Raw genomic sequence first — 24380 nt, forward strand, 5'->3', positions numbered from 1 at the left:
CTTAAGGAAACCCCATGTCTCTTGGAACGAAAATCGCGTGGGACGATACCGTCCTGCCCTTTCAACTTGATGTATCGGATATGCGTGGCCGCGTGGCCCGGCTGGACGGGGTGCTGGACGGCATCCTGAAGCAGCACAACTACCCCGCGCAGGTTGAAGCGCTGGTGGCCGAGATGGCCTTGTTGACCGCGCTGATCGGCCAGACCGTCGCGCTGCGCTGGAAGCTGTCGCTGCAGGTTCAGTCCAAGGGGCCCGTGCGGATGATTGCCACCGACTACTACGCCCCGCGCGAAGAGGGCCAGCCCGCGCAGATCAGGGCCTATGCCAGCTTTGACCGCGACCGTCTGACCGAAGGCGCCCCCTTCGATCAGGTGGGCGAGGGATACTTTGCGATCCTGATCGACCAGGGCAAGGGGACGCAACCCTATCAGGGGATCACGCCGCTGGCCGGAGGATCGCTCAGCGCCTGTGCCGAGGCGTATTTCGCGCAGTCCGAACAGCTTCCGACCCGCTTCTCGCTCAGCTTTGGCCGGTCGACCGAGCCGGGTGTGGGCGAACGCTGGCGCGCCGGCGGCATCATGCTGCAGCACATGCCAAAGGCGTCTCCGTTTGTCGCCAGCGGCGAGGGCACAGGCGAAGTTCTGACAGCCGCCGATCTGGTCGATGGCCAAGAAGAAGAGAACTGGGGCCGGGTCAACATCCTGCTGGACACGGTCGAGGATCTTGAAATGATCGGTCCGTCCGTGGCACCGACCGACCTGCTGGTTCGCCTGTTCCACGAGGAACAGCCCCGCGTGTACGAGGCCCAGTCGGTGCAGTTCGGCTGCACCTGCTCCGAGGACCGCGTGCGTCAAAGCCTGTCGATCTACTCGGCCCAGGACATCGAGAAGATGACCACGGATCAAGGCACCGTCACCGCCGACTGCCAGTTCTGCGGCGCGCATTACGTGCTGGATCCGAAATCGGTCGGGTTCGAGGCCGAAGATCCGGATGCCGGCTGACCTGATCCCGCGTCTGAGCGCGGCGTTGGCCCGTCCGGGTGACGGGTCCAGCGACTTCGACCTCAATCCCGGCACGGTTCTGCCTGCGGGGCGCAAACTGCGCCCTGCGGGTGTTCTGGTCGCCGTGGACCTGGCCCGCAGCGATCCGCGCCTGATCCTGACCAAGCGGTCCTCGGCCCTGAAACACCATCCGGGGCAGATCGCCTTTCCGGGCGGCAAGCAGGACGACACCGATGCGGATGTGACCGCCACCGCCTTGCGCGAGGCGCAGGAAGAGATCGGCCTGCCGCCGGACCTGCCAACCATTCTGGGTACGTTGCCGGTGCATGAAACGGTCACGTCATTCGCCGTGACACCGGTGGTCGCGGTTCTGGAGCGCGGCTTTGACCCGGTGGCCGAACCGGGCGAGGTGGACGAGGTGTTTTCGGTTCCGCTTGCGCATGTGCTGAACCCTGCGAATTATGTGGTTGAATCGCGCATCTGGCGCGGAACACGGCGGTATTACTTCGCGGTGCCCTATGGCCCCTACTACATCTGGGGCGCCACGGCCCGCATGTTGCGCGGGTTGGCGGCACGGATGAACGAATGATGCGGATCACCGAAGACTGGATCACGAACCCGGCTACGCAGAACGTGTGTGCGGCGCTGACCGAGGGCGGTGTGCAGGCGCTGTTCGTGGGGGGCTGCGTACGCAATGCGCTGCTGGGGGCATCGGTCTCGGATCTCGACATCGCCACCGACGCCCGCCCGCAACAGGTGATGGACCTGGCCGAACGGGCTGGGCTGAAGGCAATTCCGACGGGGATTGATCATGGCACCGTGACCGTGGTCAGCGACGGCATACCGCATGAAATCACGACATTTCGCCGCGACGTCGAAACCGATGGGCGACGCGCGGTCGTGGCCTTTTCCGACCAAGTGGAAGAGGACGCCGCCCGCCGCGATTTTACGATGAACGCGCTTTATGCCCGCCCCGACGGCGCCATTCTGGACCCGCTGGGTGGCCTGCCTGACCTGCAGACGCGGCGCGTGCGGTTCATCGGTACGGCCCAAGATCGCATCCGCGAGGACTATCTGCGCTCGTTGCGGTATTTCCGGTTCCACGCCTGGTATGGCGATGCGCAGGCCGGGATGGACCCGGATGCGCTGGCGGCGATTGCGGCCGATCTGGACGGGCTCGACCGGCTGTCGCGCGAACGGGTCGGGGCCGAGATGCTGAAACTGCTGGCCGCGCCCGACCCGGCCCCATCGGTGGCCGCCATGCGCAGCATCGGCGTTCTGGCCCATCTGCTGGCCGGCGCCGACGATCGGGCGCTGCCGATCCTCATCCATCTTGAATCGCAGGCCGGACTTGCCCCCGACGCGCTGCGCCGTCTGGCAGCCATCGCGGGGCCCGAGGTTGCCGGGACTCTGCGCCTCAGCAAGGCGCAACTGGCCCGCCTGACCCGGATCCGGGACGGCGCGCAGGGCGGTTCCGGGGCGGCCGAATTGGGGTATCGGCTGGGTCTGCAAGACGGGCAGGACGCGGCCCTGCTGCGCTGCGCCTTTCTGGAACAGCCTTGGACGGCTGAGACGGGCGCGGCCGTTGAAAAAGGGGCCGCGGAGACATTCCCGGTCAGAGCAGCCGATCTGCTCGGGCGCTACTCCGGCCCTGCGCTGGGCGCGAAACTGGCCGAACTGGAAAGCCGCTGGATCGCCTCGGATTTCACGCTGGACCGGGACGCGCTGCTGCAAGTTTGACGGGAAGTCTCAAAAGGGGATGACAAGCCCTTGGGTTTCCGGATAGGGTGCGCCTGTCACATGGATGGAGGACTGCGAATGTATTACGGGATCTGGTTCGGCTAAAGCCAGAACACCTGACCCGTACGGGTGGTGTTTTGGCGCCATCTGCTTTCGCATTTTCAATTTTTCTGCTCAATCGGAGCACCTCCATGTTTCGCTTTTTCGAAAACCTCGTAGACCCTTTTGTTGCCTATGAAGAGGTCGACCGGCCGCCGACGCGGCTGTGGCCCTTCATGCTGGATTATTCCCGCCCTTTTAGGCGCGTCTTCTTCTGGGCCGCGCTGATGTCGATCATCGTGGCCGCGGTCGAGATCGGGCTGATCTATTACATGGGCCGGGTCGTCGACCTGCTGGGCGGATCGCCGTCCGAGGTCTGGCAGGCCCACGGGACCGAGCTGGTCCTGGTCGCGCTGTTCATCCTGTTCCTGCGACCTATCCTGCATGTGCTGGACGTGTTGCTGCTGAACAATGCGATCCTGCCCAATTTCGGCACGCTGATCCGCTGGCGGGCGCACAAGCACGTTCTTCGCCAATCGGTCGGTTGGTTCGAGAATGATTTTGCCGGGCGCATCGCAAACCGCATCATGCAGACCCCGCCCGCCGCGGGCGAGGTGGTGTTCCAGGTGTTCGATGCGATTTCGTTCTCGCTGGCCTATCTGATCGGTGCGGCGATCCTGCTGGTGGCTGCTGATCCGCGCCTGCTGCTGCCGCTGCTGATCTGGTTCGCGCTTTATGCGCTGCTGGTGCGCTGGACGGTGCAGCGGGTGGGGCCGGCGTCGCAGGCCGCGTCCGATGCGCGGTCTACGGTGACGGGCCGGGTGGTGGACAGCTATACCAACATCCATTCGGTGAAGATGTTCGCCCATGCCCGGCAGGAACTTGATTATGCGCGCGAAGCGATCGAAGAGACCCGGCGCACCTTCCAGATCGAAATGCGTATCTTCACCATCATGGATGCCGTTCTGGTCGCGCTGAACGGCGTGCTGATCATCGGTGTGGTCGGCTGGGCCATTTACCTGTGGATGCAGGGCAGTGCCTCGGTCGGGGTGGTGGCGGCGGCCACTGCGCTGACGCTGCGGCTGAATGCCATGACCGGCTGGATCATGTGGGCGCTGACTAGCTTCTTCCGCCAGCTGGGCGTCGTGGCCGAGGGGATGGAGACCATCGCCCAGCCTGTCGACCTGCTGGATGCACCGGGCGCCAAGCCATTGCAACTGACCGATGGCCGGATCGAAATCCGCGACCTGTCGCACCACTATGGCCGCGAGACCGGCGGGCTGGATCATGTCAATCTGACCATCCAGCCCGGCGAAAAGGTCGGGTTGATCGGGCGCTCGGGGGCTGGGAAATCGACCTTGGTCAAGCTGCTCTTGCGGTTCTACGACGTGGAAAGCGGCGCGATCCTGATCGACGGGCAGGACATCCGCACCGTCACCCAGGACAGCCTGCGCCGCAATATCGGCATGGTTCAGCAGGACAGCGCGCTGCTGCACCGCTCGGTGCGCGACAACATCCTGTATGGCCGCCCCGATGCGACAGAAGACCAGATGATCGCCGCCGCCAAACAGGCAGAGGCGCATGACTTCATCCTCGACCTGCAGGACCCGCAGGGCCGCACCGGCTATGACGCCCATGTGGGCGAGCGCGGCGTCAAGCTGAGCGGTGGACAGCGGCAGCGGGTGACGCTGGCGCGGGTGATCCTGAAGGACGCGCCGATCTTGTTGTTGGACGAGGCCACATCCGCCCTAGATTCCGAGGTCGAAGCCGCAATCCAGGAGACGCTGTACGGCATGATGCAGGGCAAGACCGTGATCGCCATCGCGCACCGGCTCAGCACCATCGCCCAGATGGACCGGATCCTTGTGATGGACGGAGGCCGGATCGTCGAGGAAGGCACCCATGCCGATCTTTTGGAGCAGGGCGGCCTTTACGCCCAGTTCTGGGCGCGCCAATCTGGCGGCTTCATGAACCCCGAGCCTGCGGAAGAGGCAGCAGAATGACGGTCGCAGACCTGATCAAACCATTTGAACCCACCCAAACGCCCCCGCCGCAAAGGCTGGGGGCGTTCATTCGCTGGTGCCTGACAGGGGCCTGGCCCATGTTGTTCGCCGCCGCGCTGTTTTCCGCGCTGGCAGGTGCAATGGAGGCCGGAACCGCCTGGATACTGGGCTGGGTGATCGACATGGCGACCGCCAGCGGACCCGAGAACTTTCTGACACCGCGAAACCTGTGGATGATCCTGGGCGCTGTGGCGTTCTTCATGCTGATCCGGCCGCTGCTGTTCGGGCTGTCCTCGGTTTCGAACAACTATGTCGTCATGCCCAATATCCCGCCGCTGGTGCTGGCCAAGCTGAACCGCTGGACGCTGGGCCAGTCGGTCACCTATTTCGACGACGACTTTGCCGGTCGCATCGCCCAGAAACAGATGCAGACGGCCAATGCGCTGACCTCAGTCGTTTCGGAAACCATCAGCGCCATCGTCTTTGCCTTGGCCTCGCTTGTGGGGTCTTTGCTGTTGTTAGGGTCTATTCATCCTCTGGTCATGCTGCCCTTCGTGGCTTGGCTGGCGGTGTATTTCCTGCTGGTGCGCTGGTACCTGCCACGGATCCGCACACGCTCGGCCGCGCGGGCCGGGGCGCGGGCGATGGTGTCGGGGCAGGTTGTGGACACGATCACCAACATCAAGACGGTCAAGCTGTTTGCCCATTCCGAGTTCGAGGATCGGGCCGCCCGCGAATCGATGGTTGCGCTGCGTGACAAGTCGCTGGCCTTTGGCAAACTGTCGGCCAGTTTCCGGTTTATTTTGATGACACTGGCGGGGCTTCTGCCGGTTCTGCTGTTGGGCGCGACGCTGTGGCTGTGGCAGGCGGGGTCGGCGACCACCGGGGATATCGTGGCGGCGGGTGCCATTTCGATCCGCATCGCGCAGATGACCGGCTGGGTAAGCTTTACTCTGATGGGGATCTACGCCCATGTGGGCGAGATCGAGAACGGCATGAAAACCCTGGCGCGGCCCGACCGGGTCGAGGATGCGCCGGACGCCACCGAGCTGACGGTGCCCGAGGGCCGGATCGAGTTTCGTGATGTCAGCTTTGCCTATGGTCGCGACGTGGGCGGGGTCTCGGACCTGACACTGACGGTGCAGCCGGGGGAGAAACTGGGAATCGTCGGTGCCTCGGGGGCGGGGAAGTCCACCCTGGTTTCGCTGCTTCTCAGGCTCTACGACAGGGAAAACGGCCAGATATTGATCGACGGGCAGGACATCGCTCGCGTCACGCAGGACAGCCTGCGCCGCCAGATCGGCATGGTCACGCAGGAAACCGCGATGTTCAACCGCTCGGCCCGCGACAACATCTTGTACGGCCGGCCCGATGCTAACGAAGACCAGATGATTGCCGCCGCCAAAAAGGCCGAGGCGCATGATTTCATCCTCGATCTGCAGGACGGCCAGGGGCGCAAGGGCTATGACGCCCATCTGGGCGAGCGCGGCGTCAAGCTGAGCGGCGGCCAGCGTCAGCGCATCGCACTGGCCCGCGCGATCCTGAAGGACGCGCCGATCCTCGTGCTGGACGAGGCGACCTCGGCGCTGGATTCCGAGGTCGAGGCCGCGATCCAGACTGCACTGCACCGGGTGATGGAGGGCAAGACCGTTCTGGCCATCGCCCACCGCCTGTCCACCCTCAGCGAGATGGACCGGATCATCGTTCTGGATCACGGGCGCATCGTGGAAAGCGGGCCGCATGACACTTTGCTTGCGCAGGGCGGGTTGTATGCGCGGTTCTGGCACCGCCAGTCGGGCGGGTTCATCCAGACCGAGGCCGCCGAATAAGGGTTTTGTTGGCGCATCAGCCCGGCTATCAGGCAGGCCATGACGCAGGAATACACCATTCTCCGCCTCGGGCATCAGGGCGACGGCATCGCCGAGGGCCCGGTCTATGCCCCCCGAACGCTGCCCGGCGAGCGGGTCAGCGGCGCGTTGGACGGCTCGGTGCTGACCGATATCAAGGTGCTCACGCCGTCGGACGATCGGGTCAAGCCGCCCTGCCGCCACTACAAAAGCTGCGGCGGTTGCCAGTTGCAGCATGCCTCGGACGCCTTCGTGGCCGATTGGAAGGTCGAGGTGGTGCGTACCGCGCTGGCCGCTCAGGGGCTGCAGGCCGAGATGCGCCCGATCCTGACGTCGCCACCGCAGTCGCGTCGCCGCGCCACCATCGCAGTGCGCCGCACCAGGAAGGGCGCGCTGGCGGGGTTCCACGGGCGCGCCTCGGACGTGATCACCGAGATTCCTGATTGCCAGCTTCTGGACCCGGCTCTGACCGCTGCCATCCCCGTGGCCAAGGCGCTGGCCGAACTGGGCGGCAGCCGCAAGGGCGTGTTGTCGGTCACCCTGACCCTGTCCGAAGCCGGACTGGACGTGGCGGTGCAGGGCGGCAAGCCGCTGGATGGCCCGCTGGAACTGGCGCTTGCGCAGGCGACCGAGCAGCACGGGCTGGCGCGGCTGGCCTGGGATGGCGAGGTAATCGCCATGCGCAACCCACCCACACAGCGGTTCGGACCAGCGGCGGTGGTCCCGCCGCCAGGGGCCTTCCTTCAGGCCACGAAAGACGGAGAACAGGCTCTAACACAGGCGGTTTTAGAGGTTGTCGGCCCAGCCAAACGAGTGGTTGATCTGTTCGCGGGCTGCGGCACGTTCTCTTTGCCGCTGGCGCAACGGGCCGAGGTTCATGCCGTTGAAGGCGCGGCTGACATGACCCGCGCGCTGGATCAGGGCTGGCGCAAGTCCACGGGATTGAAACAGGTCACGACCGAGGCGCGCGACCTGTTCCGCCGCCCCTTGATGCCGGACGAGCTGCGCCGCTTTGACGCCGTGGTTCTGGACCCGCCGCGCGCCGGCGCCGAGGCCCAGGTGGCCGAGTTGGCCCAGGCCCGCCGTCCGGTCATTGCCTATGTGTCCTGCAACCCTGTGACCTTCGCGCGGGATGCAAAAATTCTGGTTCAGGCGGGCTATGCCCTTGAATGGGTTCAAGTGGTTGACCAATTTCGATGGTCATCCCACAGCGAACTGGTGGGCAGCTTCAAACTGGCAGAGAATCCATGACCCGACAGGAGACCCTTAGCATGACGATCCGGCAGCGCCTGCAGGACTTTGTCGAAAACCCGCGGTTTTCGCAATTCATCACCGGCGTCATCCTGGTGAACGCAGTTCTGCTGGGCATGGAAACCTCGGACGGCCTGATGGCGAAATTCGGGCCGGTGATCGTGCTGCTCGACACCATCTGCCTGACCATCTTCGTGGCCGAGATCGCGATGAAACTGGTCGCCAACGGGCGCCGTTTCTTCCTCAATGGCTGGAACATTTTCGATTTCGTGATCGTCGGCATCGCGTTGGTGCCCGGCGGTGCGGGTCTTTCAGTGTTGCGTGCGTTGCGGATCCTGCGGGTGCTGCGGGTGATCTCGGTTGCGCCGCGTCTGCGCCGGGTAGTCGAGGGGTTCATCCAGGCGTTGCCGGGCATGGGCAGCGTGTTCCTGCTGATGGCGATCCTGTTTTATATCGGCGCGGTGATCTCGACCAAACTGTTCTCGGACAGCTTTCCGGAGTGGTTCGGTGATCTGGGTCTGTCGGCCTATACCCTGTTCCAGATCATGACGTTGGAAAGCTGGTCGATGGGCATCGTGCGCCCGGTGATGGAGGTCTATCCCTACGCCTGGCTGTTCTTCGTGCCCTTCATCATGGTCACGACCTTCGCGGTCGTGAACCTGCTGGTCGGTCTGATTGTGAATTCGATGCAGGATGCCCACCACGCCGAGGATGAAGTCAAGACGGATGCCTATCGGGACGAGGTGCTGGACCGGCTTGAGTCGATCGAACGCCGCCTGACCGAGCATATGAACAGCAAAAAGTGATTTCCGTTTCTGCCGGATTTTGGCATTATGCGAAAAAACGAGCAGGCAGTGAAATCATGGATCGTCGAGCATTTGGATTGGGTGCACTGGCAACACTGAGCCTTTCGGCTTGTGGAAGTGCGGGCCCCCGGTTTCTGACCTATAACGGACCCGAGGTGACATCCATCGTGGTGAACAAGGGCGCGCGCAAGATGTACCTGCTGCATCACGAGCAGATCTTGCGCGAATATGATGTCGAGCTTGGGTTCGCTCCAAGCGGCACAAAGGTCAAGCGCGGAGACGGTCGCACACCCGAAGGCAGTTACCTGATCGACCGCCGCAACCCTCGCAGCCGATATCACCTGTCGCTGGGGATTTCCTATCCCAACAGCCAGGATATCGCCAAGGCAAAGGCGATGGGCTTCGACCCGGGTGGAGACATTTTCATTCACGGCCAACCGAACCTGCGCAAGGAATTCAAGCGCGCGAAGAAGACACCGGATTGGACCGCTGGCTGCATCGCCGTCAAGAACGAAGAGATCGAAGAGATCTATGCGATGGTGAACGAAGGGACGTTGATCACCGTGCGGCCCTGATAGGCCGCCATTTTCCGAATCCGAACTGCAGATAGTCGCGCTGATAGGCTTCCTCGGCCAGCGCCTCGAGCTTGTCATCGTAGATCTGATCCAACGAATAGGGCTGGTCCGGCGCGGGCACGCCGGGCTTCGGCGGGGCATTGTGCCCTAGGCCGCGGGCCAGATCCGGTAGCGCGGTGGCCATCTCTTCCTCGCGCAGTATGAGGTCGGGCAGGGCAAAGCCCGCAATCCCCTCCAGCATGCGGGCCTGCGTGCACCACAGCCCGTCGACCCGGATCGGGGTCTGGCCAGAGAGATTCAGCTGCAGAAACTCAAGAAACGCCGAAAACGCCTGATAGTGCTGCTCGAGCGAATAGTTTCCATCGCGCACTTGGCCCGGGATCGGCAACTTGAACCCGTTGCGCAGCCGGTTGCGGATTCCGGCATATGCGCCGGGCCCGGTGCCGAGGATCCGTTCGCAAAACACTGAATGCGCCCGCGCCAACGGGTGTCGCAGGACCGTGAATTTCCGGTGACCCGGATGCGCCTTCATCCAGCGGCGCACCTGTTTCTGGTTTCGGTCGGTGATCAGCTCGCCGCCATCCAGATCGGACATCCATTGGGCCACGATCTGTTCCGGTCCACCACGGATCGGCAGATACATCAGCGGCGTTTCCGCGGCCGCGATATGACGCGAAACGGCCGGGCCCCGTCGTGGTTCAAAGTTCGGCGTTCGGTGCAGGTTGAAGCGGTCCAGCGCCGCAAGGGCCTCATCCACGGCTTCGGGATTGGTCACTTTGGACAGGGCCGGTTCCGGGTTCTGAGGTTTGAGATCCGGGGCCAGTTGATCCAGACGCGCCTCAATCCCCAGCCACGCCGCCAGTCCGTTCAGAACATCCAGTTGGGTCAGATCCTCGTAACCGATGTAAAATGCGGTCTGGCCCGTTTTTTGCAGCTGATTGACCAAACTCAGCTGAAACGCCTGCTGCTCATCCACGTAGTCCCGAAACTCGTCCGCATCAAACGCAACCTTGGTGGCGCGCCTGCGTTTGACGTTGGTCAGCATCCACTGCTGAGTCTCCCGCGCAATCTTGAGCGAGATGTAGCTGTCCAACGGGTTGCGGTTGAGAATGATCTTTGCACAGCGCGGATCGTTCAGCGCCATCGTCAGGGCCCGCGGGTCGTGCGAGTGAAAAAACCGGAACCCGTGCAGACCCTCCGGCGCGGAACGCATTGCTTCAATCAGGCGGTCCGGCGCAGCATCCCTGTCTTCCAGTGAAAATCCCAGCACATCGGTTGCTTTCGGGTATCCGATGAAGTGGGGATTGAACGCCTCGCCATGACACTGCACGCCGTCCAACGCATTCAGGTTTGCCTCCAGCAGGTTCGACCCGGTGCGCATTTCGGCAAGAATGATGAAATAGTCAAAGTCGGTCGGCATGCGGGGTCATTGCACCAGGTAGGGCTTGCGATACGGGCGGGTCTGATTGCCGAATACATCGTCGGCAGGAAAGTCGCCCATCAGGTGAGGGTGCATTCCCTGGTTCTTGAGGTTTTGCAGGAACTTTCCAAACCCGGCCAGATCAACCATCGTCGGCGCCTCGATCAGATGGCTGGGCTGCGTCGCGCCCATCTCTTCAAGAACGGTTTGCAGATGTTCCATCGGGGATTCGACGAATTCGGCCATTGACCAGACATGCACGCGCGCTTTGGTCCACACGGAATCCAGAACCTCAAGCTGTTCGGTTTCGATCTTTTGCAGGCGGGCCGCTTCGGCGCGGATGTCGGCGAAATTCATGTTCGACCGAAACAGCGGAACAGCCCAGGCACCGGTGACTACGCAGACCTGTGCGTTCTTGTCTCGCGCCAGAAACCAATTGATCTTCTGGGTGTCAGCGGGGCCGAATTGAAAGCACTGGCGTTCGCCCCGGGTGTTCCAGATCAGGTTCGAAAGAAAAGCCGTCGGATTGTAGTCGCGTAAAACGGCGTTGTCGCTGAGGGACCCGTTCAGGATGGTCTCGCCTTCGGCAAACTCGGCACGCGTGGGGTTGAACAGATGCCCATGGACGCGGGCGCCTGACGCATTGCCCAGCCAGCTTTCAAAGCCCTCAAACAACTCGGAAAAACCCTGAAACACGGAGTAAGGAAACGCGGTCAGGCCGTTTTCGCTGCCATGGCGGGGAAAACGACTTTGCATGTACAGGCCGTCGCGGCCGCGGGTACGACGCTCGACCGCTTTGGAGAAAACGCGGTCGATCTTGCCGGGATTGGGCTCGGCGGGTTTTCCGGCGAGGGACTGATCGTTCAGAAACGCCTGATACAGCCGGTCGGCGCGCGGCCAGATCTTGCGGGCGACGAAACAATCGGATCGGCGCAGCAACTGCAGGTGATCGTCATAGAAGATGTGCGGGCGGCCCTGATAGTCGAATTTCGACAGGGTCAGCGATCGGCTTTCGATCTGGGTGGAATAGAGCCGCGCCAGCGTCTGGAAATAGCTTTCGTCGGGGATCCAGACATGCCGGAAGTATCGATCATAGACCTCTCTCTTGGGGTCTTGCAGGATCGCGGTCAGGGTCTGCCGAGTCAGGCACCACCACTGGCTGCCCATATGCGGGATCAGTCCGTTGGGGATTGTCCGCCGATATCCGACCGCGCGCTGAAGCTTGACGAAGCGGTCAAACAGCTTGCGGTGTTTGCGCCACGAGAAGGGAAACCGAAGGGTAAAGCGTTCAAGGTCCAGCCCGCCCACGGTCCAACTGACATCGGCGGTGGTGGCGCTTTCAATGAAATCCACGCGAGGCCGGTCGCTCAGGTAATCGATCAGGTCCTGAACCGGGCGCAATGGCAGGCAAGAGCCCGATGACAGAAAGACATGGCGTACGTCGGGAAAGCGCTCCAGCATCAGCGTCGCGGCAGATTGCGAAGCCGCAACGATACCCCAGCCGCCCCACTCGCAGGCCTGGCGGTCGCAGAACAGGATCAGCGGATCATCACCACAGGCCGCGACAAAATCTTCGAACACGGCCGGGTCGACTTTGCGGTCGACGTGGATGACCACCGGACAACCTGCCGCGGTCCAGTGCCGGGCAACCTGCTCAGCCCGGTCCAGCGCAGTATGGACCAGCATCACGATGCCCAGGGTCCCGCTCATGCCCAGTTCCCTTTGGACATCAGACCCAGAATCTCAAGTTGGCGCCAATTAATGTATTTCTCGGACCATTTGCACCACAAAACCGGTTTGCTCTCCAACTGATCGACATAGGCCCTGTATTCGCCAGACGCGCGGTAGTGTTCGCCGCGCTGCAGTTCTTCGCGGGCTTTGTCACCCAGCGTGTTGATCAGCTTCGCATGCAGCAATGCGCCGCTGGTTTTCTCGCCGCCCCACTCGTCATAGACTTGGTTAAGGCCGCGCGGCAGCAGCGCATGGGTCGAGCTGACATAGACATAGCGCCGATCCCATTTGACCAGAGGGATCTTGTTCAGCGCGGGCGCTTTCAAGGGCTTGTCCTGAAAGAAAACCCTTGCCCGTGGCCCGCCCTGGATCCACAAGTTTCCATAGGCCGGGTTCTTGGTAATCATGTAGTTGCCCGAGTCGAACCATGCGGCAATTTCGAACGGGTCCTGCCCCTCGTGATAGGTGGCGTCCTGAATCGGCCCCTCGGGATACATGTCCAGCAGCATCGTCCCGAAACTGCGCACCCCGGTGCCGTCCAACCAGTCGGTCAGCGCGTCGATGGGACGTGTGTCGCAGAACGGATAGATCAGGAACTCGTCCGGATCTACGGTCAGGACCCAGTGTCCATGGGCGTATTTCCGCAGCAGGTAGTTGGACCAGTCGATGCCGAATGTGGAACGGCGATAGCTGGCATTCGTATACCAGACCGAGACATCGGGCTGCGCCTTGAGATAGTCCAGCGTGCCATCCGTGCTGTCATTGTCGACGAACAGGAAATGCCGGACGCCCAGCTTGCGGTAATAGTTCAGAAAATAGGGCAGGCGGATCTTTTCGTTGCGCACGACGCTCATCAGCAGAACATCACCGGACCGGATCTGCCGGGTGTTGTTGCGGACGGTGCGCAGATCGCGTCTTCGGCGGATGCAGCGCACAAGACGGCGCTTGCGCCGCAGTCTCATCCGGTAAGAATCCAAAAGGCTCACGCGCTGCCCAACCTTCTTGTAATACGCGAGCATGCCCGGGGTCCGCATTTGGTCAGACGGGAGCCGGACACTAACGTTTTATGACATTTTCGCACCTTGCGAAGCAATGTATTTAAAAGCCGTTAGCCAAGCATGGGTTTTTGGGGCACAGGATTCCCCGTTCACGTCCACCCGCCCGCTGACAGCAGCCCAAGGCTCTGCAGATGCGCCCAGCCTGAATACCGTTCTGATTGTGGAGTCCAAAGGTCAGGTCCGGCAATGATGCCATCATAGTATGGCCCGAATTGGTCGGGATCATGAAAATGCTGGCGCCTTTGTTTTTCGATACGCGACTTCTCGACGACTTGCGGCAGGAATTTCGTGTGCAACAGGACGCCCGAGGGGGTTTGCCCGGAGGGCCCGTCATAGGCAAAATTCAGGTGTCGGGGCAGGGCCGAGTGACAGGAGTTCACAAAGGCATAGCGACGGTCCCACTTCACCAGCGGGATCTTGTTCAGAGTTGGAGACCGGTCCGGGCAATCGGCAAAGAAGGCGCGTTCGCGAACGCCGCCTTGCACCCACAGGTTTCCCAGCGGCTCTTGCCGACGCGCCCTGTAAGGGCCGGGATCGAACCAGTTCAAAGTTTCGGCCGGGTCGGTCTCGGGGTCATAGGGCGCTCCGCCCAACGCGCCTTTCGGGTATAGATCAAGCATCAGCGCGCCAAAGGCCGATTGTCCGGTTTGGTCCAGCCAACCCGTCAGATCGCGCAGGTCGCGGCTGTCGTGATGGGCATAGATCAGCAGTTCGTCCGCATCCACCATCAGTGTCCAATGACCATGGCCATGCCGCATTTGCAACCAGGTCAACCAGTCCAGCCCAAACCGTGCCTCGCGATAGCTGGCCCCGGTCTGCCACAGCGATACGTCGGGCTGGTTCAGCAGATAGGTGACCGAGCCGTCATCGCTGCCGTTGTCGACCATCAGGAAATGATCGACCCCCAGCCGGCGATAGTGGCGCAGGAACCAGGGCAGGCGCTCGATCTCGTTGCGCAGGGTGGTAAAGGCCAGAATGTCGGTGGGCGCGATCAGACGGGTCTTGTCCGAAACCGGCGTCAACGCGTGTCGGCTGCGGAAGGACCGCCACAACAGGCGCTTGCGCTTCAGGCGCAGGCGGTATCTGCGAACCCAGCCCGGGGCGTTTTCGTCGGTTTTCACAGCTGCGCCCATGGCACGATCACTTTTCGTAATGGCCATTCTGATGCCAGCGCCAGGCATCGGCGATCATCACCTCCAGCCGCGACCGTTTGGGCCGCCAGCCCAGCTCGGCCTCGGCCCGGGTCGAACCTGACACCAGCTTGGTGCAATCGCCCGCCCGGCGCGGACCGACATTGAAGGGCACCTCGCGGTTGGTCACGCTGTGCGATTGCGCGATCACCTCTTTCACCGAAAACCCGGTGCCAGTGCCCAGGTTGAACACCCGGCTGCCCTTGCCCTGTTCCAGCCAGTGCAGGCCCAGCACATGCGCATCCACCAGGTCGCAGACATGGACATAGTCGCGGATGCAGGTGCCGTCGGGCGTGTCGTAATCGGTGCCATAGACGGTCAGCGCGTCGCGCTTGCCGTCGATCGCGTCCAACAACAGCGGAACCAGATGGGTCTCGGGACGGTGGAACTCGCCCACGTCGCCGTCGGGGTCGGCACCGGCCACGTTGAAATAGCGAAAGATCACGTGGTTCAGCCCGTGCACCTGTTCGAAATCGCGCAGGATGTCCTCGATCGCGCGTTTCGAGGCGCCATAGGCGTTCAGGGGGTGTTGCGGCGTGGATTCGTCCAGCACCACGTTGTCCTGGTCGCCATAGGTTGCGCAGGTGGACGAGAAAACGAAATCCAGACAACCGGCGGCCACGGCAGCCTCGATCAGGTTCAGTGATCCGGTGACGTTGTTGCGCCAGTACCGGCCCGGCTCGCTCATGGCTTCGCCGACCTGGCTGAGCGCGGCAAAATGCATCACCGCCGCCGGTTGGTATTTGGCAAAGACCTGATCCAGCCGGGCGCGGTCCAGCAGATCGCCCTGTTCGAACGGGCCGAATTTCACCGCATCCTGCCAGCCGGTGACAAGGTTGTCATAGGTCACGGGCACATAGCCCGCTTGCGCGAGCGCCTTGCAGGCATGAGATCCGATATATCCGGCGCCGCCGGTCACAAGTATATTGGTCATCCGTGGTCCTGCCGAATGTTTGCCGGTCATGGGTTAGCTGCCAGGCTGCCCGCGGGGAACGGGGAATCTGCGCCTATTCCAACCCCATCGCGGACATCATGCTTTCGATCTTGGCCACGTCCTGCGGATTGTTCAACTCCCAGAACTGGCGGCCTTTTGCCTCGACCTCGACACACAGAACCTTGCGCCCGTTTTCCATGAACCGTAGCTGTTCCAGCCCCTCGAGCCGTTCCAGCGGTCCGACTGGCCAGCCCGGATAGGCGGCCAGCGCGTCGGGGCGGTAGGCGTAGACGCCCACATGGTGGAACACAGGCGTCGGATCCGACCCGGCATAGGTTTCGGCCGTGAAGGGGATCACTTCCTTCGAGAAATAAAGCGCGCTGTGATCGGTCGCGAAGACGGCGGTGGTGCCGCCCACGCGGCCGTGCCTGCGGTCGTTCAGCAGCCCGTTCAGCGCCTCGCCGTCGCACCGCAGCACCGGCGTGGCCACGCCGGCCTCGGGCGCGGCGCGCAGGCCATTGACCAGATCCTCGATGAACCAATGCGGGGTCAGGGGGGCGTCGCCCTGCAGGTTGACCACGATCTCGTACCCGCCGCCCAGCCTGTCATGCGCCTCGGCGCAGCGCTCGGTGCCGTTCGCGCAGCTTTCCGAGGTCATCACCACCTCGGCACCAAAGCCCTCGGCTGCAGCGCGGATGCGGTCGTCATCGGTGGCCACCACCACACGGTCGACGCCCGAAACCGACATGGCCGCGCGCCAGGACCGCTCGATCAGGGTCATGGACTTTCCCGTTGCGCCGGTCAGCGGCACCAGCGGTTTGCCTGGATAGCGGGTCGAGGCATAGCGGGCGGGGATCGCGATCAGAACCGACATCAGGCCTCCTTGAGTTCGACGCCCGGGGCATAGGCGATGAAGAACGGGTTGGCATAGCCTTCCTTGCCGTAGGTCAGCGGCGCGTGGTCGTCGAAACGCACCACATGGCCCCCGGCACCGGCCAGCACCGCGTGGCCAGCGGCGGTGTCCCACTCCATCGTGCGGCCGACGCGCGGGTAGAGGTCGGCCTCGCCCGTGGCCACAAGGCAGAATTTCAGCGACGAGCCCGCCGACTTGCTGTCTTTGACTTGGTATTTGTTGATGTAGTCATCCGTGGCCTGGTCGCGATGCGATTTCGAGGCCACCACCAAAAGCGCCGAATTGTCCGGATCAGAGACTGATATCGGCGTGACCTCGCCCGGTTTGTCCTTGTCCAGAGCGCCGATTTCTTCGACCGATCGGCCATCGGCCAGGGTATAGAACATGCGCCCGCGGGCCGGGGCATAGACCACGCCGCGGGTGGGCACGCTGTTTTCGACCAGCGCGATGTTCACGGTGAAATCGCCACGTCGGTTGATGAATTCCTTGGTGCCGTCCAGCGGATCGACGATCAGGAAGGTGTCGCCCTGCTTGCTGTGCGACGCGGCCTGTTCCTCGGTCACCAGCAGGATGTCGGGAAAGGCGGCGCGCAGCCCGGCCGAGATCAGCGCATCGGCGGCTTCGTCGGCTTCGGTCACGGGGCTGGAATCGGATTTGACCTTCACGTCAAAATCATCGGCATCGTAGATCTCCATGATCTTGTCGCCCGCTTCCAGGGCAAGGCGTCTGATCACGGGGATGAGGTCGTCATAGGTCACAAAAATGCTCCGTTTCCATGGCTTGTTGATCCGAAAACCTGACGAACTTATGCTGTGCCGGATACGGAACGGCAAGGAATTCGTGCCACGCTGGCGGAACAAAACCGGGAAAGAGCGTTCGAGTGTTCTATTACAAGCGAAGCAGCAGCCTTGTGGGTGGGGCATTCAACCTTGCGGAACTGGTGTTTCACGCCGTGGTCCGCAACATCCGCTCGCAGCATTCCAACGCCGTAATCGCCATCATGATGAACATCGTCCAGGTCGTTTTGATGGCGACCGTGTTCTATTTCATCATGTCGTTTCTGGGCGGACGGGTGGCCAAGATCCGGGGTGAGTTCATCCTGTACATCCTTTCCGGCATCTTTCTTTTCATGACGCACATCAAGTCCGTCGGTGCGATCGCGGGGCTTGGAGGCACCAACAATCCCATGATGCTGCATTCGCCGATGAACATGATGGTTCTGCTTTTGGCCGCGGCCTTCGGGACCTTGTACACGCAGGTCGTTTCAATCCTGGTGATCCTTTTCGTCTACAGCGTTGCGGTCAATCCGATCGAGATGCAGGACCCGGGCGGTGCGTTCGCCATGCTGATCCTTGCGTGGTACACCGGCTGCGCGGTCGGTCTGGTCTTCATGGCGCTCAAGCCGTGGATGCCGCAGACCTCCACCATACTGAGCAATGTCTATCGCCGGATGAACATGATCTTCTCGGGCAAGATGTTCGTAGGCAATGCGCTGGGCGGATGGATGCTGGCCATGTTCGCCTGGAACCCGTTGTTTCACGTGATCGATCAGTGCCGCGGTTTCGTGTTTCGCAACTACTTTCCGCGCAACTCCAGCTGGGAATATGCGCTGTGGGTCGGTATCGCGCTGATGATGATCGGGTTGCTGGGAGAGTTCTTTACCCGCAAGCACATCTCAAAAAGCTGGGATGCGCGCCGTTAGGTTGCCACGCGCAGCGTCAGGTTGATCCGGCCCCCTTTGGGCAGCAGGCGCGAAGACCCGAACCGGATCCGGTCGATGCCGTGATAGGCCAACCGGGCGGGACCGCCCATGACGACCACGTCGCCGGAACTCAGCCAGACGGACTCGGTCTTGCCGCCGCGGGTCGTGTTACCGATCCGGAACAAGGCGTCATCGCCCAACGAAACCGACAGGACCGGCCACGAGAAATCGGCCTCGTCCTTGTCCTGGTGCATCCCCATCTTTGCGCCTTCGCCGTAATAGTTGATCAGACAGCAATCGGGGTCTCGAGAGGTTCCGGCAAGGTCGCGCCAGATCGACCGGATCGGGTCCGGAATGGCGGGCCACGCCATGCCCTTGGGGTGCGCGTCCTGGTACCGGTATCCGGCCCCGTCCGACACCCAGCCCAACGTTCCGGCAGACGTCATGCGCACCGACATCTTGCGCCCCGAAGCGGTGCTGGGATGAAACAGCGGAGCGGCTTTCAGAATCGGCCGCAGAAGCTCGATGATCTGCCGCTGAGCGGCGCCGTCCAGATGGCCTTTTCGGATGTCGAACCCCCGTAAATTCAGGCGCGTCATGACAGAAACCTCATTCCTTTTGAAATCCTTGCCGAAAAAGGCCCAAAATTCCCGAAAACCTGCATTTCACAACGCTTGCAGGCCTCAGGCCTCGCCCTTATATACGCCGGGACGCGCGATGGTGTAGACCTGTCGCGCCCAGCAGATCGGGGCAGGGATGCCGTAACGGGTTCCGGCCTCGGGACATCGCCTTGAAAAGAAAGGGATCGAAAAATGGGAAAAGTAATCGGGATTGACCTCGGGACCACCAACTCGTGCGTAGCCATCATGGACGGCGCGCAGCCGAAGGTCATCGAAAACGCGGAAGGGGCGCGGACCACGCCCTCGATCGTCGCCTTCACCGAAGACGAGCGACTGGTCGGGCAGCCGGCGAAACGCCAGGCGGTCACCAACCCCGACAACACGATTTTTGGCGTCAAGCGCCTGATCGGGCGTCGTGTGGATGACGCAGAAGTCCAGAAGGACAAGAAAATGGTGCCCTACGCCATCGTCGATGGCGGCAACGGCGACGCTTGGGTCGAGGCCCGCGGGCAGAAATACTCCCCAAGCCAGATCTCGGCCTTCATCCTCGGCAAGATGAAAGAAACCGCTGAAAGCTATCTGGGTGAAGAAGTCACGCAGGCCGTGATCACCGTGCCGGCCTATTTCAACGACGCCCAGCGTCAGGCCACCAAGGACGCCGGCAAGATCGCCGGTCTGGAAGTGCTGCGGATCATCAACGAACCGACTGCCGCCGCGCTGGCCTATGGCCTGGACAAACAGGACAGCCAGACCATCGCGGTCTATGACCTTGGCGGTGGTACCTTCGACGTGACCATCCTGGAAATCGACGACGGCCTGTTCGAGGTCAAATCGACCAACGGCGATACCTTCTTGGGCGGTGAAGACTTTGACATGCGCATCGTCAACTACCTGGCGGACGAGTTCAAAAAAGAACACGGCGTCGACCTGAGCCAGGACAAGATGGCGCTGCAGCGTCTGAAAGAAGCCGCAGAGAAGGCCAAGATCGAGCTCAGCTCGACCACCCAGACCGAGATCAACCAGCCGTTCATCTCGATGGGCGCGAACGGCCAGCCGCTGCACATGGTCATGAAGCTGACCCGTGCCAAGCTGGAATCGCTGGTCGGCGACCTGATCAAGAAGTCGCTGAAGCCCTGCCAGGCCGCTCTGAAAGACGCCGGCATCTCGGCCAGCGATGTGGATGAGGTTGTTCTGGTCGGTGGTATGACCCGGATGCCGAAAGTCATCGAAGAGGTGACCAAGTTCTTCGGCAAAGAGCCGCACAAAGGCGTGAACCCGGACGAAGTCGTGGCCATGGGTGCTGCGATCCAGGCCGGTGTTCTGCAAGGCGACGTCAAGGACGTGGTTCTGCTGGACGTAACCCCGCTGTCGTTGGGCATCGAAACCCTGGGCGGCGTGTTTACCCGCCTGATCGATCGCAACACCACGATCCCGACCAAGAAGTCCCAGGTCTTCTCGACCGCCGAGGACAACCAGAACGCCGTGACCATCCGGGTGTTCCAGGGTGAGCGTGAAATGGCTGCGGACAACAAGATCCTGGGCCAGTTCAACCTTGAAGACATCCCGCCGGCCCCGCGCGGCATGCCTCAGATCGAGGTGACTTTCGACATCGACGCCAACGGCATTGTCTCGGTTTCGGCCAAGGACAAGGGCACCGGCAAGGAACAGAAGATCACGATCCAGGCCTCGGGCGGACTGTCGGAGGAAGACATCGAAAAGATGGTCAAGGACGCCGAAGAGAACGCCGAAGCCGACCGCAAGCGCAAGGAACTGGTCGAAGCCAAGAACCAGGCCGAAAGCCTGATCCACGCGACCGAGAAATCGCTCGAGGAGCATGGCGACAAGGTCGATCCGGCGACCGTCGAGGCGATCGAACTGGCCGTGGCCGCGCTCAAGGACGAATTGGAATCGGACAATGCCGACAAGATCAAGTCGGGCATCCAGAACGTGACCGAAGCGTCCATGAAGCTGGGCGAGGCGATCTACAAGGCGCAGTCTGAAGAGGCCAGCGAAGAACCGGCCGCCGCCGATGCGGGGCCCGGCGATGACGACATCGTCGATGCCGAGTTCGAAGACCTGGACGATGACAAGCGCAACTAACGGGTAACCGGGCCAATTCGGGCCGGTCCGGATGCCGGGCCGGCCCGTTTACGTTGAGGCAGAAGGAAATACCGATGTCAAAACGCGACTATTACGAAGTGCTCGGCGTGTCCAAGGGTGCTTCGGCGGATGAGATCAAGAAGGCTTTTCGCCGGAAGGCGAAAGAGCTGCACCCCGATCGCAACAAGGACAACCCGGACGCCGAGGCCCTGTTCAAAGAGGCCAACGAGGCCTATGACGTTCTGCGCGACGCTGAAAAAAAAGCCGCCTATGACCGGTTTGGCCATGCTGCGTTCGAGAATGGCATGGGCGGTGGCCAGCGCGGCGCCGGCTTTGGATCGGGCGATTTCTCCAGCGCGTTTTCCGATGTGTTCGATGACCTGTTCGGCGATTTCATGGGTGGACAGCGTGGCGGCGGCGGACGCCGTGCTGCTCGCGGTTCGGACCTGCGCTACAACCTGAGGGTTTCGCTGGAAGAGGCCTACTCGGGGCTGCAGAAAACCATCAACGTGCCAACCGCCGTAGCCTGTTCGTCCTGCGAAGGCACCGGCGCCGAAGGCGGAGTTGATCCAACCACCTGCCCGACCTGTTCGGGCATGGGCAAGGTCCGTGCGCAACAGGGCTTTTTCACCGTCGAGCGCAGCTGCCCGACCTGTGCTGGACTTGGGCAAATTATCAAGAACCCCTGCAAATCCTGCCACGGCTCGGGACGGGTCGAGAAGGAACGCGCGCTGTCGGTCAACATTCCGGCAGGCGTCGAAACCGGCACCCGTATCCGACTGGCGGGCGAGGGCGAGGCCGGGATGCGCGGCGGCCCTCCTGGCGATCTGTACATCTTTGTCGAGGTGACGCCGCACAAGCTGTTCGAGCGGGACGGCCCGAACCTGTATTGCCGGGTCCCGGTCAGCATGGCCAAGGCGGCGCTGGGCGGATCGATCGAGGTGCCTACCATCGACGGTGGCCGCGGCCGGGTGCAGATTCCGGCCGGCAGCCAGTCGGGCCGGCAGATGCGTCTGCGCGCCAAGGGCATGCCTGCGCTGCGGGGCGGCGGTATCGGTGACATGTTCATCGAGCTTGCGGTCGAGACACCGGTCAACCTGACCGCGCGGCAAAAAGAGCTGCTGCAGGAGTTCGACGATCTGGGAGAGGACAACCACCCGGAATCCAAAAGCTTTTTCTCATCCGTCAAATCCTTCTGGGAGAGAATGCAAAGCTGATCCCAGCGTTCCAGACACCGAAAGGCCGGCGTATCATCGCCGGCTTTTTTGTTTTCTAAGTCCAGTTTGGCCGGAAACTGCGCGGAATTGGCCCTTGATTCTCGGCCTCAGCCTTGAGAATGTCCGCGCCAACCGTTGGGGTGCCCCGGAGCCGGGGCTGAGAGGCGCGAGCCAACCCATCGAACCTGATCCGGGCAATACCGGCGGAGGGAACGGTCTAAAACACTCAGACGTTTTCCATGCCGGAATTGCCCCAGATGACAAATGGGGGCGGCATGGTAGCTATCGCTTTGACAATTGCAGGATCCGACAGCGGCGGCGGGGCTGGCATTCAGGCCGATCTCAAGGCGATGTCGGCGCTAGGTGTGTTCGGTGCCAGTGTCATCACCGCGGTCACCGCCCAGAACACGCAGGCGGTCACCGCTGTGCATGTTATCCCGCTGGACGTGATCGCCGCGCAGATCGACGCGGTTCTTTCCGATCTGGACGTGCGCGCGGTCAAGATCGGCATGCTGGCCACGCCCGAGATCATCCAGACCGTCGCCGACGGCCTGTCCGGCTTTGCAGGCCCCATCGTGCTGGACCCGGTGATGATCGCCAAATCGGGCGATGCCCTGCTGGCGCGCGAGGCGGTGCAGACGTTGCGCAAGGTGCTGCTGCCCCGCGCCACCGTCCTGACCCCGAACCTGCCCGAGGCCGCCTGTCTGCTGGACCGACTGGTCGCAGAAACGCCCGAGGAAATGGTGGCGCAGGGCCATGATCTGTGCACCCTGGGGGCTGGGGCCGTCCTGATGAAAGGCGGACACGGCAAGGGCGATACTTGCCATGATCTGCTGATCGACCAGAACGGCATCATCGGTGAATTCACCGCGCCCCGTCAGGACACGCGCAACACCCACGGCACCGGTTGCACCCTGTCCTCGGCCGTCGCGGCCGGTCTGGCCAAGGGGCTGCCGCTGGTCGATGCGGTGGCGCAGGCGCATGACTACCTGCAAGGCGCAATCACCCGCGCGGATGAGTTGCAGGTCGGCTCGGGCCACGGGCCGGTGCATCATTTCCACCGGGTATGGCCGGCGTGACGGTCTGGTCGGTCATAGGCGCCGGGGTGGCCGGTCTGGCCGTGGCCTCGGAGCTGGTCGCGCGGGGCGCGCGGGTGCAGGTGTTCGATCCCGGCGGGCCTCCCGGTCCGCATGGGTGTTCCTGGTGGGCCGGCGGCATGCTGGCGCCGTGGTGCGAATATGAAAATGCCGAGGAACCGGTGCTGCGACTGGGGCAGCAGGCGATCGACTGGTGGGCGGCCCGCACCCCGGTCGCGCGGCAGGGCACATTGGTCGTGGCCAACACGCGCGACCTGCCCGACCTGCGCCGCTTTGCCCGCCGGACCGAGGGATTCACGCAGGTCGATCAAGCGAAAATTGCCGAAATAGAGCCTGATCTGCACGGTTTCTCGCAAGGTTTGTTCTTCACCGACGAGGCGCATCTGGACCCTCGCCGTGCGCTGCAGGACCTCTATCGCGGTTTGCAGGACAAGGGGGTCGAATTCCACCGCACGCTGGCCCCGTCGCGGCTGGACAACGCCATCGACTGCCGGGGCCTGCACGCGCGCGACATCCTGCACGACCTGCGCGGCGTGAAGGGGGAAATGCTGGTGATCCGCTGCCCCGATGTGACGCTGACCCGGCCCGTACGCCTGCTGCATCCCCGGATGCCGCTCTATGTCGTGCCGCGCGGCGAGGGCATCTACATGCTGGGCGCCACGATGATCGAATCCGAGGACAGCAGCCGGATCACCGCGCGCTCGATGCTGGAACTGCTCAGCGCGGCCTATGCGCTGAACCCGGCCTTTGGCGAGGCCGAGGTGCTGGAAATCGGCGTCGATCTGCGCCCGGCCTTTCCCGACAACCTGCCGCGCATCCGCCGGCTGGGTCGGACGATCTATGCCAACGGCCTCTATCGTCACGGCTACCTGCTGGCCCCGGCCTTGGCCAAAGGCGTGGCCGATCTGGCGTTGAACAACACACATTCGGAGATGGTCGATGAAGATCGTGCTTAATGGCGAGCCGCGCGAGGTGCGCGCCGAAACCCTTGGCGAGCTGCTGCCCGAATGCGGCTTTTCCGGCCGCGTCGCCACCGCGGTGAACGAGGAATTCGTGCCCTCCAGCCTGCGCATCGCGCACAAACTGGCCGAGGGCGACCGGGTCGAAGTCGTCGCACCGATGCAGGGGGGCTGAGG

General features: G+C 62.6%; 22 protein-coding genes and 1 riboswitch. Of the genes, 14 read left to right on the forward strand and 8 right to left on the reverse strand.

What is annotated here, in order from left to right:
• Positions 1-14: 14 nt before the first annotated feature.
• The 8 genes from hslO (at position 15) to AC2FNZ_RS15480 (ending at position 9262) form a co-directional block, all read left to right on the forward strand.
• On the forward strand, positions 15-1001 hold the full coding sequence (gene hslO / locus AC2FNZ_RS15445) for an Hsp33 family molecular chaperone HslO (protein WP_496834654.1): 987 nt from the start codon (positions 15-17) through the stop codon (positions 999-1001).
• A complete protein-coding gene (locus AC2FNZ_RS15450; protein WP_480633835.1) occupies positions 991-1590 on the forward strand; it encodes a CoA pyrophosphatase in 600 nt (199 codons plus the stop codon). Before hslO ends, AC2FNZ_RS15450 begins: the two co-directional genes overlap by 11 nt.
• Entirely contained in the window at positions 1590-2741 is a 1152-nt protein-coding gene (locus tag AC2FNZ_RS15455; RefSeq protein WP_496841443.1) for a CCA tRNA nucleotidyltransferase, read from the forward strand. The genes AC2FNZ_RS15450 and AC2FNZ_RS15455 overlap by 1 nt, the downstream gene beginning before the upstream one ends.
• Before the next feature lie 191 nt (positions 2742-2932).
• Positions 2933-4783: an ABC transporter ATP-binding protein gene (locus AC2FNZ_RS15460; RefSeq protein ID WP_170593197.1), complete on the forward strand. Its 1851-nt coding sequence runs from the start codon at positions 2933-2935 to the stop codon at positions 4781-4783.
• Positions 4780-6612 (forward strand): ABC transporter ATP-binding protein, encoded by a 1833-nt coding sequence (locus tag AC2FNZ_RS15465; protein WP_496841170.1) that lies wholly within the window; start codon positions 4780-4782, stop codon positions 6610-6612. Before AC2FNZ_RS15460 ends, AC2FNZ_RS15465 begins: the two co-directional genes overlap by 4 nt.
• A 39-nt stretch (positions 6613-6651) precedes the next feature.
• On the forward strand, positions 6652-7881 hold the full coding sequence (locus AC2FNZ_RS15470) for a class I SAM-dependent RNA methyltransferase (RefSeq protein WP_496841171.1): 1230 nt from the start codon (positions 6652-6654) through the stop codon (positions 7879-7881).
• 20 nt (positions 7882-7901) lie between these two features.
• Entirely contained in the window at positions 7902-8687 is a 786-nt protein-coding gene (locus AC2FNZ_RS15475) for an ion transporter (protein ID WP_170369248.1), read from the forward strand.
• Positions 8688-8743: 56 nt separating this feature from the next.
• A complete protein-coding gene (locus tag AC2FNZ_RS15480; protein ID WP_170340715.1) occupies positions 8744-9262 on the forward strand; it encodes a L,D-transpeptidase family protein in 519 nt (172 codons plus the stop codon).
• Here AC2FNZ_RS15480 and AC2FNZ_RS15485 read toward each other — a convergent pair.
• The 7 genes from AC2FNZ_RS15485 to cysQ all read right to left on the reverse strand — a co-directional run bounded on the left by AC2FNZ_RS15485 (position 9246) and on the right by cysQ (position 17266).
• Positions 9246-10682 (reverse strand): nodulation protein NodH, encoded by a 1437-nt coding sequence (locus AC2FNZ_RS15485; RefSeq protein WP_496841172.1) that lies wholly within the window; start codon positions 10680-10682, stop codon positions 9246-9248. The genes AC2FNZ_RS15480 and AC2FNZ_RS15485 overlap by 17 nt on opposite strands.
• Positions 10683-10688: 6 nt before the next feature.
• Positions 10689-12392 carry a DUF5927 domain-containing protein gene (locus AC2FNZ_RS15490; RefSeq protein WP_496841173.1) on the reverse strand — a complete coding sequence of 568 codons (1704 nt, stop codon included), beginning with the start codon at positions 12390-12392 and terminating at the stop codon, positions 10689-10691.
• Entirely contained in the window at positions 12389-13375 is a 987-nt protein-coding gene (locus tag AC2FNZ_RS15495; protein WP_496841174.1) for a glycosyltransferase family 2 protein, read from the reverse strand. The genes AC2FNZ_RS15490 and AC2FNZ_RS15495 overlap by 4 nt, the downstream gene beginning before the upstream one ends.
• A gap of 185 nt (positions 13376-13560) precedes the next feature.
• Positions 13561-14604 (reverse strand): glycosyltransferase family 2 protein, encoded by a 1044-nt coding sequence (locus tag AC2FNZ_RS15500; RefSeq protein WP_496841175.1) that lies wholly within the window; start codon positions 14602-14604, stop codon positions 13561-13563.
• A gap of 7 nt (positions 14605-14611) precedes the next feature.
• A complete protein-coding gene (gene galE / locus AC2FNZ_RS15505) occupies positions 14612-15595 on the reverse strand; it encodes a UDP-glucose 4-epimerase GalE (RefSeq protein ID WP_496841176.1) in 984 nt (327 codons plus the stop codon).
• 73 nt (positions 15596-15668) lie between these two features.
• Positions 15669-16469: a 3-deoxy-manno-octulosonate cytidylyltransferase family protein gene (locus tag AC2FNZ_RS15510; protein WP_496841177.1), complete on the reverse strand. Its 801-nt coding sequence runs from the start codon at positions 16467-16469 to the stop codon at positions 15669-15671.
• A complete protein-coding gene (gene cysQ, locus AC2FNZ_RS15515) occupies positions 16469-17266 on the reverse strand; it encodes a 3'(2'),5'-bisphosphate nucleotidase CysQ (RefSeq protein WP_496841178.1) in 798 nt (265 codons plus the stop codon). The genes AC2FNZ_RS15510 and cysQ overlap by 1 nt, the downstream gene beginning before the upstream one ends.
• A 122-nt stretch (positions 17267-17388) precedes the next feature.
• Between cysQ and AC2FNZ_RS15520 the strand changes: the two genes are divergently transcribed.
• On the forward strand, positions 17389-18210 hold the full coding sequence (locus AC2FNZ_RS15520; RefSeq protein WP_093963926.1) for an ABC transporter permease: 822 nt from the start codon (positions 17389-17391) through the stop codon (positions 18208-18210).
• Here the strand turns inward: AC2FNZ_RS15520 and AC2FNZ_RS15525 are convergent.
• Positions 18207-18809 (reverse strand): alpha-ketoglutarate-dependent dioxygenase AlkB family protein, encoded by a 603-nt coding sequence (locus AC2FNZ_RS15525; protein WP_496841179.1) that lies wholly within the window; start codon positions 18807-18809, stop codon positions 18207-18209. The two genes, AC2FNZ_RS15520 and AC2FNZ_RS15525, sit on opposite strands and share 4 nt — an antisense overlap.
• Positions 18810-19022: 213 nt before the next feature.
• Here AC2FNZ_RS15525 and dnaK point away from each other — a divergent pair, with 213 nt between their 5' ends.
• The 5 genes from dnaK to thiS all read left to right on the forward strand — a co-directional run bounded on the left by dnaK (position 19023) and on the right by thiS (position 24378).
• Positions 19023-20930 (forward strand): molecular chaperone DnaK, encoded by a 1908-nt coding sequence (gene dnaK, locus AC2FNZ_RS15530; protein ID WP_170364401.1) that lies wholly within the window; start codon positions 19023-19025, stop codon positions 20928-20930.
• A 74-nt stretch (positions 20931-21004) separates the two neighbouring features.
• Positions 21005-22147, forward strand: coding sequence for a molecular chaperone DnaJ (gene dnaJ / locus AC2FNZ_RS15535; RefSeq protein ID WP_496841180.1), 1143 nt, complete (start codon positions 21005-21007; stop codon positions 22145-22147).
• A gap of 126 nt (positions 22148-22273) precedes the next feature.
• Positions 22274-22376: riboswitch (TPP riboswitch) on the forward strand.
• 46 nt (positions 22377-22422) lie between these two features.
• Positions 22423-23226 (forward strand): bifunctional hydroxymethylpyrimidine kinase/phosphomethylpyrimidine kinase, encoded by an 804-nt coding sequence (gene thiD, locus AC2FNZ_RS15540; protein WP_496841181.1) that lies wholly within the window; start codon positions 22423-22425, stop codon positions 23224-23226.
• On the forward strand, positions 23223-24200 hold the full coding sequence (locus AC2FNZ_RS15545) for an FAD-dependent oxidoreductase (protein WP_496841182.1): 978 nt from the start codon (positions 23223-23225) through the stop codon (positions 24198-24200). The genes thiD and AC2FNZ_RS15545 overlap by 4 nt, the downstream gene beginning before the upstream one ends.
• On the forward strand, positions 24184-24378 hold the full coding sequence (thiS, locus tag AC2FNZ_RS15550) for a sulfur carrier protein ThiS (protein ID WP_093963930.1): 195 nt from the start codon (positions 24184-24186) through the stop codon (positions 24376-24378). Before AC2FNZ_RS15545 ends, thiS begins: the two co-directional genes overlap by 17 nt.
• The last annotated feature ends 2 nt before the right edge of the window (positions 24379-24380 follow it).

It is taken from the genome of Ruegeria sp. SAZA006 (genome assembly GCF_059613465.1).

Excerpts from the sequence above, each read along its gene's own strand:
- thiD (WP_496841181.1), top strand. The coding sequence starts at position 22,423 with ATGGTAGCTATCGCTTTGACAATTGCAGGATCCGACAGCGGCGGCGGG.
- AC2FNZ_RS15460 (WP_170593197.1), top strand. The coding sequence starts at position 2,933 with ATGTTTCGCTTTTTCGAAAACCTCGTAGACCCTTTTGTTGCCTATGAA.
- hslO (WP_496834654.1), top strand. The coding sequence starts at position 15 with ATGTCTCTTGGAACGAAAATCGCGTGGGACGATACCGTCCTGCCCTTT.
- AC2FNZ_RS15475 (WP_170369248.1), top strand. The coding sequence starts at position 7,902 with ATGACGATCCGGCAGCGCCTGCAGGACTTTGTCGAAAACCCGCGGTTT.
- AC2FNZ_RS15490 (WP_496841173.1), bottom strand. The coding sequence starts at position 12,392 with ATGAGCGGGACCCTGGGCATCGTGATGCTGGTCCATACTGCGCTGGAC.
- dnaJ (WP_496841180.1), top strand. The coding sequence starts at position 21,005 with ATGTCAAAACGCGACTATTACGAAGTGCTCGGCGTGTCCAAGGGTGCT.
- galE (WP_496841176.1), bottom strand. The coding sequence starts at position 15,595 with ATGACCAATATACTTGTGACCGGCGGCGCCGGATATATCGGATCTCAT.
- AC2FNZ_RS15525 (WP_496841179.1), bottom strand. The coding sequence starts at position 18,809 with ATGACGCGCCTGAATTTACGGGGGTTCGACATCCGAAAAGGCCATCTG.
- AC2FNZ_RS15470 (WP_496841171.1), top strand. The coding sequence starts at position 6,652 with ATGACGCAGGAATACACCATTCTCCGCCTCGGGCATCAGGGCGACGGC.
- AC2FNZ_RS15480 (WP_170340715.1), top strand. The coding sequence starts at position 8,744 with ATGGATCGTCGAGCATTTGGATTGGGTGCACTGGCAACACTGAGCCTT.
- AC2FNZ_RS15465 (WP_496841170.1), top strand. The coding sequence starts at position 4,780 with ATGACGGTCGCAGACCTGATCAAACCATTTGAACCCACCCAAACGCCC.
- thiS (WP_093963930.1), top strand. The coding sequence starts at position 24,184 with ATGAAGATCGTGCTTAATGGCGAGCCGCGCGAGGTGCGCGCCGAAACC.
- AC2FNZ_RS15495 (WP_496841174.1), bottom strand. The coding sequence starts at position 13,375 with ATGAGACTGCGGCGCAAGCGCCGTCTTGTGCGCTGCATCCGCCGAAGA.
- dnaK (WP_170364401.1), top strand. The coding sequence starts at position 19,023 with ATGGGAAAAGTAATCGGGATTGACCTCGGGACCACCAACTCGTGCGTA.
- AC2FNZ_RS15485 (WP_496841172.1), bottom strand. The coding sequence starts at position 10,682 with ATGCCGACCGACTTTGACTATTTCATCATTCTTGCCGAAATGCGCACC.
- AC2FNZ_RS15455 (WP_496841443.1), top strand. The coding sequence starts at position 1,590 with ATGCGGATCACCGAAGACTGGATCACGAACCCGGCTACGCAGAACGTG.
- AC2FNZ_RS15450 (WP_480633835.1), top strand. The coding sequence starts at position 991 with ATGCCGGCTGACCTGATCCCGCGTCTGAGCGCGGCGTTGGCCCGTCCG.
- AC2FNZ_RS15500 (WP_496841175.1), bottom strand. The coding sequence starts at position 14,604 with ATGGGCGCAGCTGTGAAAACCGACGAAAACGCCCCGGGCTGGGTTCGC.
- AC2FNZ_RS15510 (WP_496841177.1), bottom strand. The coding sequence starts at position 16,469 with ATGTCGGTTCTGATCGCGATCCCCGCCCGCTATGCCTCGACCCGCTAT.